General features: G+C 40.1%; 11 protein-coding genes. 2 read left to right on the top strand and 9 right to left on the bottom strand.

Going from position 1 to position 18,317, the window contains the following annotated elements; translation table 11 throughout:
* Positions 1-10: 10 nt before the first annotated feature.
* Entirely contained in the window at positions 11-2,341 is a 2,331-nt protein-coding gene (locus PAARA_RS03055) for a TonB-dependent receptor (RefSeq protein WP_062567606.1), read from the bottom strand.
* A gap of 154 nt (positions 2,342-2,495) precedes the next feature.
* Between PAARA_RS03055 and PAARA_RS03050 the strand changes: the two genes are divergently transcribed.
* Positions 2,496-2,906, top strand: a complete 411-nt coding sequence (locus PAARA_RS03050) for a hypothetical protein (RefSeq protein WP_062567605.1) — start codon at positions 2,496-2,498, stop codon at positions 2,904-2,906.
* Positions 2,907-3,314: 408 nt separating this feature from the next.
* Here PAARA_RS03050 and PAARA_RS03045 read toward each other — a convergent pair whose 3' ends face one another.
* The 5 genes from PAARA_RS03045 to PAARA_RS03025 all read right to left on the bottom strand — a co-directional run bounded on the left by PAARA_RS03045 (position 3,315) and on the right by PAARA_RS03025 (position 10,015).
* Positions 3,315-3,788 (bottom strand): tetratricopeptide repeat protein, encoded by a 474-nt coding sequence (locus tag PAARA_RS03045; protein WP_062567604.1) that lies wholly within the window; start codon positions 3,786-3,788, stop codon positions 3,315-3,317.
* A 422-nt stretch (positions 3,789-4,210) separates the two neighbouring features.
* Complete coding sequence (locus PAARA_RS03040) at positions 4,211-4,669, bottom strand: hypothetical protein (protein WP_062567603.1); 459 nt, start codon at positions 4,667-4,669, stop codon at positions 4,211-4,213.
* 254 nt (positions 4,670-4,923) lie between these two features.
* Entirely contained in the window at positions 4,924-5,157 is a 234-nt protein-coding gene (locus tag PAARA_RS03035; protein ID WP_062567602.1) for a multiheme c-type cytochrome, read from the bottom strand.
* 116 nt (positions 5,158-5,273) lie between these two features.
* Positions 5,274-7,322, bottom strand: coding sequence for a S9 family peptidase (locus tag PAARA_RS03030; protein WP_062567601.1), 2,049 nt, complete (start codon positions 7,320-7,322; stop codon positions 5,274-5,276).
* A 71-nt stretch (positions 7,323-7,393) separates the two neighbouring features.
* Positions 7,394-10,015, bottom strand: a complete 2,622-nt coding sequence (locus PAARA_RS03025; protein WP_062568147.1) for a TonB-dependent receptor — start codon at positions 10,013-10,015, stop codon at positions 7,394-7,396.
* 155 nt (positions 10,016-10,170) lie between these two features.
* On the opposite strand from PAARA_RS03025, the gene PAARA_RS03020 reads away from it, so the two are divergent.
* Entirely contained in the window at positions 10,171-12,288 is a 2,118-nt protein-coding gene (locus PAARA_RS03020; protein WP_062567600.1) for a winged helix-turn-helix domain-containing protein, read from the top strand.
* Here the strand turns inward: PAARA_RS03020 and PAARA_RS03015 are convergent.
* The 3 genes from PAARA_RS03015 to tyrS all read right to left on the bottom strand — a co-directional run bounded on the left by PAARA_RS03015 (position 12,281) and on the right by tyrS (position 18,248).
* Positions 12,281-13,696 (bottom strand): TonB family protein, encoded by a 1,416-nt coding sequence (locus PAARA_RS03015; protein WP_245219875.1) that lies wholly within the window; start codon positions 13,694-13,696, stop codon positions 12,281-12,283. The genes PAARA_RS03020 and PAARA_RS03015 overlap by 8 nt on opposite strands.
* 195 nt (positions 13,697-13,891) lie before the next feature.
* Complete coding sequence (locus PAARA_RS03010) at positions 13,892-16,453, bottom strand: TonB-dependent receptor (protein WP_062567599.1); 2,562 nt, start codon at positions 16,451-16,453, stop codon at positions 13,892-13,894.
* A gap of 535 nt (positions 16,454-16,988) precedes the next feature.
* On the bottom strand, positions 16,989-18,248 hold the full coding sequence (tyrS, locus tag PAARA_RS03005; RefSeq protein ID WP_062567598.1) for a tyrosine--tRNA ligase: 1,260 nt from the start codon (positions 18,246-18,248) through the stop codon (positions 16,989-16,991).
* Positions 18,249-18,317: the final 69 nt, after the last annotated feature.

Here is an 18,317-nt window from a genome sequence, read left to right as displayed (position 1 = left end):
GTAGCCCTACTTAAAAGGTATGTTGAAAGGTCAATTTGGCATGAATAGGAAGCTCAGGAAATACTAACGTTGAGCCAAAGTAACCGCCTTCAAAAACAGGACGCCAGTTATCTTGATTAGTCACATTTGTGATATCTAAACGTAAAGACGTTTGCTCGCTGAAGGCATATCGTGTATTTATATTCAAGGTGTATTGATCGCGAATACGCACGGTTGCTAAAAAATCAAGCGGATAGCTTTTGGTGTATATACCGCCTAAGCCAATATCCCATTGAGGAGTGATAGAAAAACCACTGTTAAAGCTAAATGATTGTTCGGGAATACCTTGCACCCGCCTAGTTGATGGCGGAAAAGACGCGAAATTAGGTGCGCCAATACCTGTACCATTAATAATATCAGGACGAGAATTATCAAATGCATCAGCGACTTGGTTTGAGTCTTGGCTACTTGCTGAATTATCGTAGCGGGCATCTATATAGCTGTAACCGGCATTAAACCAGTATTGCCCAGCATCATAAAACACCTGCGTTTCAAAGCCTTTTGTACGAATACCCGTGTTACTTCCATCACGATTTCTGAGGCTACGGCGTTGATTAAATAAAGCCGCATCGACATACCAAGGGCTGTCAGTGGGTGAAAATTTTAAACCTATTTCAGCAAGGGTGTTATCGGTTGCAAAATTTTGTGCGCTAATTTGGTTATCACTTCCTAAAACATTGCCGCCAGCCATGCTATTGGAGGTCGCTTCGTTATAGTTCCCTGTAATATAGGAGGTTAATTCTGCAGTGAGTTTATAGTTAACACTAATTTGCCCTGCATGCAGGGTTTCATAAATATTATCGCGCGCTGCAACTTGACCTTGTGGTGCAATGGGATCCCGAGCTTCTACATCATAATAGTCAAGGCGATAGCCTAAACTTGTGCGCAATTTTTCAGTCCATTGACTGTCATGCACAAAAGCAAGCCCCGTTTGCCAACTGGTCGAATCGGTTGTATCAGAGAGTGAAAAATCTCCAACACCATCGTTATCTAAATCGTATTGGGCTCCTGGAGATACAAATACACCTGGCTTTAATTCAACTAATCTTGCTTTTTGCTCTGTTGTGAGCGGGATACGGCGGTTTTCAATCGGGCCTGTTAAATCAATGGGTAAATCTGCTTCTGTGGTAAATTGGCTGAACCCTTTTACTTTATTAAAGCGAACATCAAACGCAAAAATAGAGCTTTGACTATCATTCCATTGGTAGCTTAACTCAGTGCGGTTTTGGGCTGTGTCAGCACCATCAATGATCTCTACAAAGCTATTTTGAGCGATTTCCTCACGTTGCAGGTGCTGAAAATAAGTTGTATTTTTAAGCGTCGTTTTATCATTTAGTTCACGTTTATAGATACTGTGAAGTAAATAGGTCGTGGCTTCATTGATATTATCGGGGTCTGTTAAAACTCGGTTTCGCGGTATACGGACTTGCCCTGTGGGTGAAATAATAGCCCCCGCTCCTGCAATAGTACTGCCATTGGGTTGTATACCTTGACCAGTAATATAAAGTCCATCATCAATAAGCGCTTGAGTAGGGCGATTGATACCTGCGTTATCTGTAAATTCAACTTGATAAAGCTCGAAATTTATATCTAAACTACTTTGTGCGTCAGGCAAGAAGCGCACAGCTGCAAATAAACTATCGCTCTTATAACCTGAAAAATCATAAAAACTACCATTATCAATATGTTCAGCACTTACTCTGAAGCCACTTTTACCTTCTACTATCGGCGCTGTGTAATCGAGTTGTGCCGAGTAGTGATCCCAGCGACCAGCCGAAAGCACTAGTTTGCCTTGAGATTGTTCAGTATTTGCCTTTTTTGAGCTCAGGTTTACAAAGCCCCCATTTCGTTGACTACTACCAAATAAGACGGGTGGTGCACCTTTTACTACATCTATTTGCTCAATCGCATTGAAGGATATTGGAATGCCAAAACCATTATTACCTGCTTGTCGGCGGACGCCATCTTGAAATAGTTCACCTAACTGCCCCCTTAAAGTTGGTAAGCTCGGATTACCAAATCCGCTCGCTGAATAGCTATTAGGTGTAATAGATAAAATATCTTGCAGGGTGGTAATATTGAGTTGTTCGATCATTTCTCTGGTGATTGGCGTTACACTTCGTGCAATATCTTGCAGAAAAAGATCATCGCCAAAAGGTCCATTTATAGGCGTATCTTTAGGTGAAATTTGGGTATTTTTTAATTGCTCGCCTGATATTTGAATAACCTCAATCTCATTATTCTCGGTAGCAAGTGATACAAAGCTTGCACAAATACTCAGCGCTAAAAATGCGTATTTCAAAATGTTCTCTCTGCGATTAAATAATTTATTGACGATGAATGAGACCAACAGCCGGAAAAAATACTTTCAAAGCATTTTTATTTTATTTTTGTAATGTTTCTTTTTATTTTCGGTCTTGTTGTTTTTAAGCGTGAATAGTTCAAAGGAAAAAATAATGATTCAATCAACTACATCGGATACACAAAATCGCTTGCAATGGTCGCTTTTATCATTACGTTTGGGCGTATTTGTGGTTATGTTAATGTGGAGTTTGGATAAATTTGTAAATCCAAGTCACAGTGCAATTGTGTTTGAACACTTCTATGGATTGAGCGGCTCAACAGATACAGTTGCTTATATTCTAGGAAGTTTGCAAATAATTTTAGTGTTTGCTTTTGTAGTGGGGTTTAAGAAAAAAATCACTTACGGTTTAATCTTTTTATTACACGGCGCATCCACACTTTCTTCGTATGCTCAATATATAGATGGATTTAATAATTTACTTTTCTTTGCTGCATGGCCAATGTGGGCAGCCTGTTTTACTTTATATTTAATGCGTGATGAAGATGTGAAGTATGTAGTGTGATTTTATAAACTAGTTTAAATGCTCTTAACCTAATTAAATAGGGTAAATTCATTTTTCTTATTTTCATATTAATGATTTTTAATGAAAACTTTTATTAATAAAATTTAAATGCGCTAGAAATAAAAAAGCCCAGCGAACACACAAGCTGGGCCTTTTGACAACAATATGATTGAGTCACCGCTTATGCAGTGACTCGGAATAAAAAAGCTTAGAGAACACACAAGCTAAGCTTTCGACAACAATGTGGTTGAGTCACTGCGTGTGCAATGACTCGGAATAAAAAAGCTTAGAGAACACACAAACTAAGCTTTCGACAACAATATGGTTGAGTCACCGCGTATGCAATGACTTCGGATATAAAAAAGCCAAGAGAACACACAAACTAGGCTTTTTGTGACAACAATTTGATTAAAGTGCTAAGTTTTTCTTAGCGCGGTTGAGGTTGTGATTAACTAAATCATTACCCGACATTTTTACCGCTTCATAAAAATCTGATAGTGCAGCTGTGTCGTTTTTCGACATAATGCGTGCTATACCACGGTTACTTAAAGCGAATGATGTAAGCTCTCGACGTTTATAGCCGCGTACTTCGCTTTTATTTAGAAGCTTGATAGCTTCGGTACACAAAGATTCCGCGTGGCTGAAATTTTTAGATTTCACGCTTGCTGCGCAACGATTGAATGCAAGTTCATATTGACTATTTAAATCAGTTGCTTGCGCTGTGCTATTTAACACCGCGTCGTATTGGCCTTGCATAATTGCTTGCGATGAATCTGAGTCGTTAATTACCATCAGTTTATAGTCACTTTGCTCAGCGATTGCAAAAGCTGAACATGTTAGTAATGAGCTAAGAGCAAGTCGTTTTAAAAGTGGTTTAACCATGATTAGTTTCCTCGTTAATCGCAGCATCGTTTGCTGATGAGTTAACTTTAGAGTAATCCCTCTAAATCGACAAACGATTAAAATAAACCTGATAGATGAATTTTTTTAACTTATAGAGAAAAGCCTGAGTTAAACTTACTATTTCAACCTGTAAGTAATGAAAAGTTCTTACTTTTCTTTTTGGATCTTGTCATATGTGATTTGTGCATGAGTATTTTGCCCGCATTGAAGGCACTTTAAAAATGAGTGATGAGCTGCACGAAGTGTTTTGTAAAGTGAGAAATAGTTAAATTAAAGCTGAGTGGCTGGATAGTTGCTACGAGAAGTAAAAAACTTTCTGCCCAGCGAGAGCATACTAGCCGTGATGCATGAGGAGTGGAAGTATTAACTTTGCGTGATGAAGAAAAACATGTGCTAAATAACTAAGCTATTGCAGTGGTTGTCTCGCTTGATAACCAGTTCAGCGCAGCTGTTTTAGATTTAAATATCTGCATAGTCATACCCGTTTTTTTATATAAATTGCAGTATGTATTACTCAGCAGGTTTCCACCTTCAAGCCCCTCTTTTATGATAAAGGCTGTTTTCTTCGGTGCACTATTCTGGCGTTTTAAATCAGCTAAATACATCATTAGTTTTTCAAGGGCACCAGGCGTTGCCATGCACGAGTTTTCAAACTCAACTAATTCACACCAGTCACCATGCTCTGCGATGATTTTTTCAATATAAGTGTGTTGAGTAAATGACAAGGCATCAATAATCTCTTCATTGAATGGGCCGACTGCGGTTGTAAAAAGTGTATTTTGACGTTGATAAAACTCAACAAGGCCGTGGGGCTTAAAATCTGCGTATGGATAATATTTAGTTGAGGCTATGCTGTGCATTAGTTCAATCCCTGAGCCTTTGATATTAGTTAATAATTATTAGTATTTGATAATAGCAGCGAATTCAACAAGGTCAATATTTATACTCTAAATTGAGATGGTTTGAGTCATGAGCAAAGGGTTTTCATTACCATCTTGAACCCGCTTGTATATAAATTGCATTTTGCTCAGGGCCATGCGCAGATAGCTATGCCAAAATATTCATCGATAAGATAACGCATTCCTGTTCTGATAATGTTGGCTTTGTATACAGGTTACGTCGGCATTGTACATTTTACTGTGTAGAGACGCGCTTGCTGGCCTTCGTATTCGAGGGTTTGGTCGTTGAAATTACCGAGCACAGTCGTGGCAGTGGCTTTTTCCGTTGCATGAAAATGGTGCGAAGACTGCCAATCTTGTACTTGGCTTTGGTGGCAGTTTGCGCACTCTGGTTCGGCCTGTAAATTGAATATAGTCAATCCAATAAAAAAGCATACTACACGCACCATTCAATAATTCCTTTTACTTTTTGCCCACACTTTTAATCAGTTATATTAGTTTTAGAGTGTAAGTAAAGCCAATGACAAAAAGAAAAACGCCTTGCTTTTAAAGCAAGGCGTTTAGATTATTTATCTGTATCTTTTGCGGCCTTTAGTTTAGCTGCATGGTCAATCTCAAATTCAGGCATGTTTTTATTGCCCTGTATTAAGTAGTTGTCCATCCAACGCATTAGACGGAGGCTGTAATCGTACTGAGCGGCAACCTTACGGTTACCATGCCCTTCACCTGGGTAGTAGACTAAGCGTACATCTTTGCCTTGTACTTTCATGTAACGGTAAAGTTCCATTGATTGAGCAGGGTGTACACGTGGATCCTCTTTACCATGCATGATAAGCAGTGGTGTTTTAGATTGGCCCGCCCAGTAAATAGGGCTGCGCTCTAAATACCATTGCCATTTATCCCAAGGATATGAGCGTGCGTGAACCAGATTCATTTCATTAGAAATATCTGTTGTGCCAAATTTTGAAAGTTGGTTAGATACACCCACAAACATCACACTTGCTGCAAAGTGTTCAGTCAGCTTTGTTGCCCCCCACGCTGAGGCATAACCACCGTATGAGCCACCTGTGATACCAACACGTTTTGTATCAACAAGTCCCATTTCTACAAGGTGATTTTTAAAATCGACCAAATCGTCAAATTCTTTGCCTGCATAGTCGTTTTGGCCTAGTTTTGAGTAATCAACCCCCTTACCTGTTGAACCACGGTAGTTAGGATAGAAAACCGCATAACCACGCGCGGCTCCCATTTGGCCTGGGCGAGAATAATTGGTTACCCAACCATTTTTATCATGGCTTTCAGGCCCACCATGGACAGACATAATAAGTGGGTATCGGGTACCTTCTTTATAATCAAGAGGGTAAACCAATATACCTTCTATATCGACACCATCACGTGCTTTAAGTGAGATAGTCTCTTGTTTGGCAAAGCGTTTATCATTTAACCAAGGGTTAGAATCAGTTAAACGGGTTGCTTTATTACCACGGATAATAAACACTTCATTTGGATGTTTTGCTGTATTCGCGCGTACAGTTAAGGTTTTATCTGAATCAGACACACTTAAGTTGCTGGCAATAAAGCGACCTTCTTCAATGATTTTTTTATATTTTTTACTGCCCGTTTTAATACTTGCAACAAAGCTTTCTGTACCAACATTGGCGATGAAGTTTAATGTATTGCGTTTATGAGACCATTCAAAATCAACGATATGGCCCATAAAGTTTGGTAGCCACTCTGTGATTTCAGCCGTTTTTGTATCAGCAATAAATAAGCGGCCAGTAGCTGGATCATGCTTATCCTCAGCACCTAAAATCGCGATATATTTACCATCAGCAGATAACTCAGCATCGCCTAACTTACCTTCGGTTTTAAAAGATAAGGTTACTTGGTCATTTGCAACATCATATAAACGCCACATTGACTTGGTGTATTTGTCATCAATAAGAGCAGTTGGTTGAGTTTTAACAAGTAGTTTTTCACCGTTAGCTGACCAATTCATATCACTAACATAATCACTAACGTTTAATGCCGTTGGCTTTAATGGCGTGTCTGTTTTTGCCAGACTAACAATGAAAAGCTGTTTATTATCAAGACCAAGCTCATATACTTCTGCCATAAAGCCTAATTTCTTTAGCTCTTTTTCAGACTTATCTTTGGCAGGGAGTGCTAAAATAGCAACTTTTTGATTGTCAGGGCTTAGCTCGTAACTTGATATTGATGTGTCTTTTAAAGACATTACTTTTTGAGCTTGACCACCGTCAACGGGTATTTGATACAGTGAAGTGAATTTTTCATCGTTTAATTTAGCAAGAAAATAAATGGTTTTGCTATCTTTAGACCATTGAATGCTACCGATGTTAACGTTACCTGTAATGTACGGACGCTCAACGCCTTCGTCATCAACAATGTAAAGTTCGCTGTAATTACGACCATTTTCATCTTTGTACAGTGTACGTGGCACTGAGCGGGTAAACGCAACCGAGTCACCATCAGGGCTTACGCTTGTTTGGATAACTGATTGTATTGTTGGAATGTCGTCAATTGTAATTGTGTCGTTGGCAGTAGCAAGTGTACTTGAAAGACCAACGGCTAAGGCTAAAGCAGTTTTTAGCATAGTAGTTCCCTTCGCTTGTTATGTTCTGCGGTGATTATAGCAGTGTGGAATCGCATTAGTAACAAATGCGATCAGTGGCTGTAACGAATACCTAAATAAAACCGTCGGCCATTCTTATAGATGCCCGTAGGAGCATACTGATTACGTTCATATGTGTAGGTTGTTTCGTTGCTAAGGTTTATTGCATCAACAATAATATCGAATTGTTTGTTTAGTTTTATGGTTAAATTACCGTCCAACTGCCCGAAGTTTTCCATGATGGTTTCACCCACGCCAGTCGCAAAGTCAGTGCGATAATTATATGCTAAACGGCCACTAAAGCGTTCGTTTTCGTAGTAGCTAGTTAAGTTTATAGTATGTTTTGAAGTACCAGGAATGGCGTTAAGGCTGGCATTATTACGTTTACTTCTTTCGCCATCAACAAAGGTATAATTTGCAATTAACCCGAAACCATAAAATAGTTCTTGTTGATAACCGAGTTCAAAACCACGAATCGTACCACCACTGCCATTGATTGGTCTGTCTATTGTCATAGCAATGTTTTCATGCACTTCAACACCACGGTTAAATTCAATAAATGACTCAACATCTTTATTAAATAAAGCAGCAGACAATAACCCTGCATCAGCAAAGTACCATTCAAGGCTCGCATCAAATTGATTGGCTCTGTAAGGGTCTAAATCAGGGTTACCGCCTTGGCCTTGTGCTTGGGTGACATTGTAGTTGGTAGAAGGCATTAAGTGATTATATTGCGGGCGAGACATGACTCTGGCTACACTAAAGCGAGAAATCACATCATCGGTAATATCAATGTTGAGGTTTATACTGGGCAGTAAGTCTGTGTAATTTTTATAGTGGGTTTGCCATTGGTAGCTGTCCGGAAGCTCAATAGGCGATGCGATGCGAGCATAAGCAGCGCTATCTTGGCGAGTATTAACAACTCGTAGCCCAAGGTTTGCGTTGTATGTATCGCCATTTAAATTGAGCTTAACATAGCCCGCAGTCGTTCTTTCTTGTATATCAAAACGACTGGCTTTTTCTTCCTGCTGTACAAAATTAAGTGTATTAAATTGCTTTGCAAGTAAGTTGATATCAACATAGCTATAGTTTTTTAAAGTGTGCTGATTACCAATACCGGTTAAAAAATCATCTGGGATAGCAGCAGGAAAATCAGCAAGTGTCCAAGCAAGTTGCTCTGTTAGTTGATCGTATGAGCCATTAATTGAGCGTAAGCGAATAAAGTCACGTTGATGATCGCGATATTTTACGCCAAATTTTATAGAAGAAATAATTGAATGATCAACGGCACGTTCAAAGTCAGTTTGTATATAAAGCTCTTGATCAGTGGAATCTTGACTGTCGTTTCTGGCCTCGGTGAGTTGCCATTGTGCGGCATCAAGGGGTGAAATGGCATAATTAGCAATGATATTTTGTTGTTGCCGTGTGTCGACACTAAACGCCGTATTCGCTGAGAATTGAGAGGTATAGTCTTGCTTTGAGCCTCCACCGCCATGAGTAAAGCCTAATTGATAAGTATTATGCCACAAATCAGCCTGTTGCGATGCGACCAACTGTATACTGCTTGTGTCGATTTGTGATTTTCGCCAAATAGCTTCCATTGCAGTGCTATAAGGTCTATTTATATCAGTGACTTTGCTATAACGAGCAAAAGCCAATGTATTGTTAATGATTTCAGCGTCATGAATACGACCTCCTCTGGCAAAAACGCTACTTGGTTGCCATAAAAAGTTCTGGTTACTATTGTCGGCATCAAGCACTGAATACAAGCCATTTAGTTGAATATTCCAATCAAAATTGAGTTGGTGCTCAAAAGCAAATGTTGCAGTGGTAAGAATTCGACGTTGCTTAAAGAGCGCCGACCCACCACCGCCAGGCGTCCAAACTCGATTTATATCGGCTAGCCTGTCTACAGGGGAGAGGCTGTTATCATCATTCAAGGTGTAGTTTTGTTCGTGCCACCCCCACGACTCTAGGCCATCACGACGTAATGAGCGCTCATTGCGACTAAAAGTAAGTAGTAAGCCAGTACTCTGTGTACTATTTTTCCAGTTATAGAAACTCGCTAGTTGTGGATCAAACTCACCTGATAGGTCGTTATACTGCAGTTGAGTATTTATCACAAAGTGCTTATTCGGTGTTGTCAGAGGGCGCATGGTTTTTATGTTAACCGCTCCCCCTAATGAGCCTTCATCATGGTCCGCTTGTGGTGTTTTATAGACTTCGAGTGAGGCAACTAAATCAGCGGGCAATAAGGTATAGTTAAACCCCCTGTTGGGTTGCGATGAAATCCACCAATCGGCTGATGCAATTGATTGACCATTTAAATAAGTACGGTTTTGCTCTGGCGTTGTTCCTCTAACACCCACTCGCTCACCTTCACCTTGAATACGTGATAATGAAATACCGGTCACACGTTGGAGTGCCTCTGCGACATTTTTATCAGGAAATTTACCGATATCTTGTGCGCTAATAGTATCTATAATTGATTGGCTATTTCGTTTATCATGGAGTGACTTGACAGCGCTGTCATGAAAACCCCTAATTTGAATGGTTTCTAAAGCGTTCTTTTCTTTATCACTTGTTTGAGCAACGCTGTACGTTGAACTAAATACAAGTAAAATAAAACCAATATAGGTAAAAATGTTAATAAAATTGAGCGTTATTAAAGCCATGCCAAATCCAATAAAGCGGTTAATGTGTTCTTCAAGTTGCCTCATGATAATAAAATCAAGAGTTTGTTGCTTGTTGTCTGTACCTTATTTATATTTTACGCTTTCTCGATTAATTTAACCATAGATTAACCTGTGTAACAATTGAACAAATGTCGATGTCAACCCAACAAAAAGTAATGCTTAACGATGTCATCGTTGACTTTGTGAGCCTGAAAATAAAAATACAGAACGAATGGGTTGATGTAGAGTCTAGGCAATTAGCCTTGTTGTCTTTGTTATTAAAAAAACAGGGCGAAGCTGTTTCACGAGAACAGATTATGGATGCGCTATGGGGAGATGTGATCGTCAGTGATAACTCGGTTAGTCAATTGGTCACTCAACTTCGAAAAAGCCTTCATGACAATAAGTCTCCACCGCAAATTATTAGAACGATTCCTCGCATCGGCTATCAGCTCATTGCCAATGTGAGTGAACCGCCAACACTGTTTGATAAGGCTCGTCAACATTCGCCAAAAAAGATGGCGTTGTTTGGGCTCACAGGTATTGTTGTAGGTGTAATTAGCACTTTATTTTTACAGTATTTATTCACGGCAAAGGGCAAACCGACAGAGTTTAACTACCGTGCTCGCGTAACATCTGCACCAGGCACTGAGGCTTTTTTACGTTACTCACCAGATGGGCGATATTTAGCCTTTAGTCAGTCAAACGAATTACAAAATCAGTTTGACTTAGCTGTATTCGATCAACAAAGCCAAACAGTTCATAATATTAAAAGCTCAGGTTATTCCGAAGAAGCACCGGTATGGTCACCGGATGGTCAGTGGTTGGCATATTATCGTTATGACCCGTTACGCTGTGATATTCGCATAATAGGTGTTAATAACGCGATTGAAACATGGCGTTTGAGCCCAGAGTATACCTTAACACAGTGCCAGCCCAGTAGCGCTCCCACACGGCTCAAGTGGTATAAGCCAGATGCACTTTTTGGCATTGTTTGGCACGACAACCAGCCCCGTTTGATGAAATACACGCTGAGTTTGGGTGATAAAGTTAGAGTGCAAGATACAACCCTGATAGGGGAGTTTAAACCTCTCGCTTTTGATATAAGTGGCGAAGGAAAAATGCTGATTGTTGAAAAGCAGGGCATTTGGTACACACTAAGCGAAGTGAATTTGCATAACCTGAGTGAGCAGCGCATTGTTAGTCGTCAGCAGTATAAACAACAGCCCATCTATGGCGCGTTTTCAAAACATATTTGGTCAGTGGAAGATGAACTGATGCGCAGCACATTGCAGGGGGAAAAACACTCATTACATAAACCTATGGGGTTTATTGCCAGTTTAGATGTAAACCCTGTTAATGGTGACGTTGCCCATGCAGAGGGGTTAGCGCAAATAAATGCGTATCAACTCAGTTTACATAAAGACAGTGACGGAATAAGTGTCGATAAAACCACTCAGCTTGCCTCTTCAACCCGTATGGACTTCATGCCTACTGTATCAAGCAATGGTGAGCAGGTTGCATTTATTTCTGTACAGCGCCCCGGTGTTACTCGGTATTCTCAAGCAGAGATTTGGATTAAACATCAACGCCGAAAAGGAGCCAATCGAGTAGCTCAATTACCCAGCCATATTACGCCAAAATACCTGCAATTTTCGCCTAATGGCGATACATTATTGTTGCTAGATGAAAGACAAAATGTGTATTTAATAAATTCTTTTTCACGCCGATTGGTCCCCGTTATTTCAGGCTTTGAGCAATTGAATGCGGTTCGTTGGTCTGATGATAGCCAAACTATTTTTTATCAAGCAAAATCGCAGCAGGGTGAATGGCAAGATTGGCAGTATGATTTGCAACTGAGCAGTAACTCATTAAAGGCAAATAATGTGACACCCCGAAGGTTATCGCCAGCTCAGCCTCTGTGGCAATTGAATCCGTCTTACATTAACTATGAGCACACATTGCGTGTTTATCTGTCAGCAGCTTTAGAACAACATATTCCCTTATCACAACTGTTGCCATCACTTAGTTTATATAAGCCGGCGTTATTTGACGGAGGGATGTATTATATTCTTCGTGAAGGCCATCAGTTATCTTTGTATTGTTATGTTATTGCTTCACAAGAAAATATATTTATTAAAAAGCTAGGTGCTTATGGGTTAGACATAGGAGTTAGTTTGACAATGAGTAGCTCTGTGGATGGAGCACAATTGGTGTTTAGTCAGGTTGATGGTATTGAAACTGATATTTTGTTACATCAAGTGGTTAATTAAGTACCGTTAAAAAGGCTGAAATGGCTTGAGTACTCCAGTTTCTGTCGCGTGCTTCATTAAGCGCAGCTTGTGCAGAGAACTTAGCTTGTTCGATTTGTTTTTGTTGTTGTTGGAGTTTGGCCTGTAGCAACAATAGTTGTGGATGGCTTTTATCTAGTTTTAATGCATCATCTAATGCCTGTTGAATATTAGCGGCGGGTTCGTTTAATTCAAAAAGAAGTGCTGCTAAATCGCGCTTAGCTCTAAAGTGGCCTTGTGCGGCTGCCGCAATTAACCATTTTCGTGCTTTGTTAGGCGCATAATCAACATACTGTTTGTTTAATAACTCACGACCAAGGCGATATTGAGCATTAGCAAAACCATTTTGCGCGGCTAATAAAACCCAATTTAAGCCTTTTTGTCTGTCTACTCGACCATAATCACCGCGCAGCAAATTAGCGCCTATTCGGTATTGAGAATTAGCGTAACCATTGCGAGCTGAGGTAAGTAATAACTCACTACTGGCGGTGTCTTTTTGCCAATGATATTTCAATAACTTACTCGCATTGTACTTATCAGAGCTTAACCAATTAGCAATATAGTATTGAACTAGCGCATTGCCTTGTTCGGCTGCATCTATTAGTTCACTTATTTCACTTTGGTAACTTTTTTGCTGACGCTGAAAACTTTGCTGGTATTGCTCACCTTTGAAGGTTGTAAAGTGATAAAGCAAAGAGCGATTATAATATGCGTGCTCTATCTCGTTAGGCGCGTTATATTGCCAACGTTTGACGGCATTTATGAGAGGCTTGTCAAACGTATTTTTAGGGTAAGAGTCTACGAGTGTAATATCACCAACAGCGCCGTTTTTATCAATATCAAACTCTAACCAAACCCAACCCTCTAAACCATTGTTGTAGGCGTGTTCGGGGTAGGTTGGTTCAACGGTATAGCTACGATACACACTTTGTTCATGCACAGGCTCTGCAGTTAGTTCTGGGCGCAGTTCTTGATCATACTTTTCATAACTAATATTCGTTAACAAGGCTGCGTATGCATCTTCAAATGCTTGGTGTTGTTGTTCACTTTGTTTGGCGATAAGCCTTGCAGTATCGCGTGCTTCTTCTAGGCCAAAATCTGCGGCTAAATTAAACCACGCATAGGCTTTGGCTGGGTTTTTCTCACGGCCTTGACCATGTAAATACATAACACCAATATTATATATCGCATCTACATTACCTAACTGAGCAAGCTCGTAAAACTGCTGCTGAGCTTTGTTATAATCGCCTTGATGATAAGCTAAGGTGGCATCGAGAAGATCGGCTTTTACACTACAAGATAAAAGAGCATAAGTGACCAGCCATGCAAATAGTTGCATGGTTCGAGTTGCACGTTTTGCATCTTTTGGGTGAGTGGTTATGAGCGACACTGGTAATTTATTTTAAGATTCTTAAAAGCTCTTTAGTCGTTGATTGTACTTGTTTTAGCCATGATTGCTAGAACAACACATGCTATTTAATCAATAAAAAAAGCGGTGAACAAAGTCCACCGCTCAAAGACCTCAGGGCATTGAGGCTCACCATCCATGGCGATAGTCGGATACCTGTGTTAGCAAGTGTGTCGACTAGAAATTGAAACGAACCCCAGCAGAAAAGCGACGCCCGTCAGCATATACGCCTGTAAGTGCTTGCTTAACACCTTCCTCTTGATAGCTGAAGGTATGCTCATCTGTTAGGTTGGTTGCTTCGAAAACAGCGGTGATGTTTTCAGTGATATTAAAGTTAAAAGAGGCATCAACTTGGCCGTAATCATCTTGATAACCAGGCCATGCACGACCTGTGTCGTAACCAGTACGGAAGTTATAAGAAATTCGACCGCCAAAACGTTCAGTTTCGTAGTAAGTGCTGATGTTATACGTATGCTCAGAAATACCAGGAATAAGCACATCGTTGCCTTCTAAGTCTTTTGACTCTCCATCCACAAATGTGTAGTTAGCCGCGACCCCAAACCCTTCTGTTATTTCTGTTTGGAAACCAAGCTCTATTCCTTTTAATGTGCCTGACGGACCATTAATCGGACGGCTTATTTCAATTTCCACACCGTCAAATATTTCGGTTTGAGTGTTATTGCCTAAAGTAGACTGTAAATCTTTATAGAACAGAGCGGCTGAAAAAATGCCTGCATCAGCGAAATACCACTCGTAGCCAACATCAAATTGTGTTGCACGGTATGGGTCGATATTTGAGTTACCACCCGTACCTACACGAGTTTCTGTGTTATAGGTTGTGGCATTCGTCATCGCGGCGTAGTCTGGGCGCGTCATAACACGTGCAGCGCCAATACGAAGTAACATGTCGTCATTTAAGTCAATTGCTAAGTTTAAGCTTGGAAGAATATCAAAGTAACTGGTTTCTTCTTCTTGCCACACTTTAGCATCAGCAGGCCCTACATAAGCACCTGTGGTTTGTTTGGTTTCAACCAAACGCACACCCACATTACCACGCATACCTTCAACATCGATATCTGCTTTCACATAACCTGCGAAGATGTTTTCTTCTATTGCAAAGTTACTATCGAATAATAGGTTATATTGCCAATCAAGGGCATCACCATCACGGCGTACTTTTCCAAGATCCGTCATGGCATAATCACGCAATGTACCGCTTGATCCAATATCCGATAAGAAATCGCTTGGTGCAGGGTTTGAATAGTCGGCTAGGCTCCAGTTTAGATCTGTGCGAGTCTGTGACTGCAAGCGAACATTTTCACGCTTGTGATCACGGTATTTAACACCGAACTTAATTTTACTGAATACTGCAACATCAATTGCACGCTCAAAATCTGTTTGCGCATAGTATTCTTTATCGAGTGCATCATTTGAGTCATAACGTAAAAAGCCTAAATTCCATAAATTACCATCGGCAGGATCGTTGGCGTAACTTGTTTCAATACTTTCAGTGTTTGCCGCGTTGTAACTATGTACAGTGTTACCTTCCCAGCCAACGCTTCGGTCTGTTTGAGTTCCTCCTGAACCTTCTGTTACACCAATGTGGTAAGACGATTTCCACATTTCGCCTTCATGAACCAGTTTAATATCGTATGAATTGGTTTTTAGCTCTGAATTACGAACTTTTGTTTCATCAAGAACATTATTTCCAGTTTCAGATAAACCAAAGGTACCAGCTTGGGCGAAGCGACCCACTTTGTCATGATCAACAACATCTAAAGACGTGTATTGTGAACCACCATAGCCAGGTAACCAAAGGAAGTTTTGGTTGGCATTATTGGCCTTCATGGTTGAATCAAGTGCATTGAAGGTAATATCAATATCGTCTGTTGGGCGGTATTGAAGTGTTAAATTGAAACCTGTTCTGATTCTTTCTTGGGTGAACATGGCTGAACCACCACCACCAGGTGTGTACACATCTTCAATAACAGAGCCATCTTCTAGGGTTACATCACGGTGTGTCCAACTCCATGCTTCAATACCATCGCGACGAAGATTACGTTTTTGTTTAAAAACAGAGACAAGTGCACCAAATGTTTCGTTGTCATTTTTCCAGCTGTAAAGGCCTGCAAGTTGTGGGTCTGTTTCGCCAGAAACCTCGCTGTGTTGCATCAGCACTGAGCCTGCTATTTTATTTGCTTCGAGATCGAGAGGTTTGCGTGTTCTAACAATTACTGTACCACCGATTGAACCTTCATCAATGTCGGCTTCAGGTGATTTATAGACTTCAAGACCAGATACTATTTCAGAAGGAAGCATCGTATAGTTAAAGCCCCTGCTTGCTGATGAATCGACCCACCAATCTGCAGAGCCAACCGCTTGGCCATTTAATAAAGTACGGTTTTGGTTTTCTGAGGTACCACGAATACTAATACGCTCACCTTCACCAAACGCACGACTCATTGATACACCCGTTATACGTTGTAGCGATTCGGCAACATTTTGATCAGGAAACTTACCAATATCTTCTGATGTAACGGCATCTACAATTGAGTTTGCATAGCGTTTTGTATTGAGCGATTTTACAACGCTGCCGCGAATACCGCGGACTTGAATAACTTCTACTTCATCGGTGGTAGCTTTATCTGCCTCATTAGCAAATACAGGTAAACTGATACCCGCACCCACCAATGACAAGCTGATAGCTAAACTTAATTTATTTTTGTTCAAGCTTAACATTGTCGTCGATCCCCTTGAATTCGAACTGTTGTCTTATCATTTGTGTTTGTACTTATGTGAATGCACATAACACTGAATTGTTGTCAAACTAACGCAACTTAATGGTTGCTTATTTTTCTTGCTCTGCTTTTAGGCAGCGCTGTCATTTTAAGTTTGAGAGGCTATTAAACGCTTTTAAATGCAAGGGAGTCTTGAATCTGAATGAAAAGTTGTGAAATGTTAAAAATAGATTAAATTAAATGGTATTTTAGTTTTATTTTATTGAATTTACTGTGTTTTTAATTTTTAAAAAGTTTAGTTTCTTTAATAAGTTAAATTTACTTATTAATTTTAAGATAAAAATAAGCGCACGATTCATAACTTATAGAGGAAAAAGTGTGCAAATGTTCGCTATTTGAACTCGCAATTATTAACAGTTCTTTATGAATGTGGCGCTTGTGAGTAAACATGTGCAGGTAGTTTGAAAAATAACAGCGCTGTGGCGATGCGAACAAATGTGCTTTAGGCACGTTTATCCGCATTTTAGAGAAGGCTACTAGGCACCTTGTCGCTTAATTAAGCAAAAGTGCTTTTTACCACGTTGGATTAGCCAATAGTGGTCAAATAACCCAAAATCAAGCTCTTGATTATCTGAGGTTACTTTATTGCCATTGACACTAATGGCGTTACTGTCTATTAGCTCCCGCGCAATACGCTTTGATTTAGCTAAGCCAGCCTCTACTAATAACGCTAACATGTTTTGCGTTGCACTTGCTATGCAAGGCATACCATCGAGTTCTAATTGTTTTAGCTCACTTAAACTTAACTGCTGAACATGACCTGTAAATAAAGCGTGTGTTATGCGCTGTGCACTTTTAAGTCCTTTTTCACCATGAACAAAGCGTGTCATTTCTGCTGCGAGGATCAGCTGTGCTCTAGGTTTAGCTGTACTTGCTTTGTCTCGTTGTTCAATTGCATTAATGTCCTCACAGCTTAAAAAGGTGTAATAACGCAAAAGCGTGTAAACATCAGCATCGCTTGTTGATAACCAAAATTGGTAAAAAGCATAAGGAGACGTTTTTGTTGCATCAAGCCAAATCGCGCCTCCTTCTGTTTTTCCAAATTTAGTGCCATCTGATTTTGTAATTAACGGCAAGGTTAAGCCAAAGACTTGAGCGCTATTTTGCCTGCGAGTAAGATCAATGCCACTGACAATATTACCCCATTGATCGTTACCACCAATTTGTATACTACAACCATACTGACGATTTAGCTGTGCGTAGTCGTAAGCCTGTAGCAAAGAATAACTAAATTCAGTAAACGAAATACCTTGCTGAGCACGGTGCAGACGTTGTTTTACTGACTCGCGGTTAATCATATTATTGACAGAAAAGTGCTTGCCTACATCACGGAAAAAAGTGATGACATCTATTTCCTTTATCCAATCAGCATTGTTAACCGTTAGTAAGGGTTTATCTAAATGAGGTGATAATAAATTTTGAATTTGGCTTGTTAATGCCTTAACCCAGTCAGTGACTATCTGCTCGCTATTTAAGTTGCGCTCATTAGCTTTGAAGCTCGGATCGCCAATCATACCTGTAGCGCCACCTATAAGCGCAATTGCTTGATGACCCGCGTCTTGAAAGCGCTTAAGCATAATAAGTGGTACTAAATGACCAATATGAAGGCTTCCCGCTGTTGGGTCGAAACCACAGTACACAGTTTGAGGTGCATCATTGAGTTGCTGCTGCATCTGTTCGAGATTACTGGCTTGAGCAATTAGCCCGCGATCATTTAATTGTTGAATAAGTGTCATCTGTCTTGTCTTCATTTTTACTATCAGATTGACAGAGTACGAATAGACAACAGCGATTTGTATATCTCA

The organism is Pseudoalteromonas arabiensis (genome assembly GCF_001550155.1).
Lineage (GTDB): Bacteria > Pseudomonadota > Gammaproteobacteria > Enterobacterales > Alteromonadaceae > Pseudoalteromonas > Pseudoalteromonas arabiensis.
This window is presented reverse-complemented; position numbering and strand designations above follow the sequence as displayed.